This is a genomic window from Escherichia sp. S10b (assembly GCF_028421345.1).
In the GTDB taxonomy this organism is placed as follows: domain Bacteria; phylum Pseudomonadota; class Gammaproteobacteria; order Enterobacterales; family Enterobacteriaceae; genus ECMA0423.
In genome coordinates, this window is record NZ_JAHZSO010000134.1 from 1 (window position 1) to 587 (window position 587).

General features: G+C 52.3%; 1 pseudogene. It reads right to left on the reverse strand.

What is annotated here, in order from left to right:
- Positions 1 to 151: 151 nt before the first annotated feature.
- Positions 152 to 587 (reverse strand): annotated as a pseudogene (locus FTE26_RS08555) (IS5-like element ISKpn26 family transposase); the annotation flags it as partial.

Below are 587 nucleotides of genomic sequence, written 5' to 3' on the forward strand. Positions count from 1 at the left end.
TTAAGGAAGGTGCGAATAAGCAGGTCATTTCTTCCCAAGCTGACTCGCTGATTAAAATTTCTCGGATCTGGGCCGATTTTTTTCCCGCAAACACATCGAATCAGCCTATTTAGGCTATTTTTTCCACCATTTCTGGCGTTATTTCCGGTTTTTACTGAGATCTCTCCCACTGACGTATCATTTGGTCCACCCGAAACAGGTTGGCCAGGGTGAATAACATCGCCAGTTGGTTATCGTTTTTCAGCAGCCCCTTGTATCTGGCTTTCACGAAGCCGAACTGCCGCTTGATGATGCGAAACGGGTGCTCCACCCTGGCACGGATGCTGGCTTTCATGTATTCGATGTTGATGGCCGTTTTGTTCTTGCGCGGATGCTGCTTCAAGGTTTTTACCTTGCCGGGACGCTCGGCGATCAGCCAGTCCACATCCACCTCGGCCAGCTCCTCGCGCTGTGGCGCTCCTTGGTAGCCGGCATCGGCTGAGACAAATTGCTCCTCTCCATGAAGCAGATTACCCAGCTGATTGAGGTCATGCTCGTTGGCCGCGGTGGTGACTAGGCTGTGGGTCAGGCCACTCTTGGCATCGACA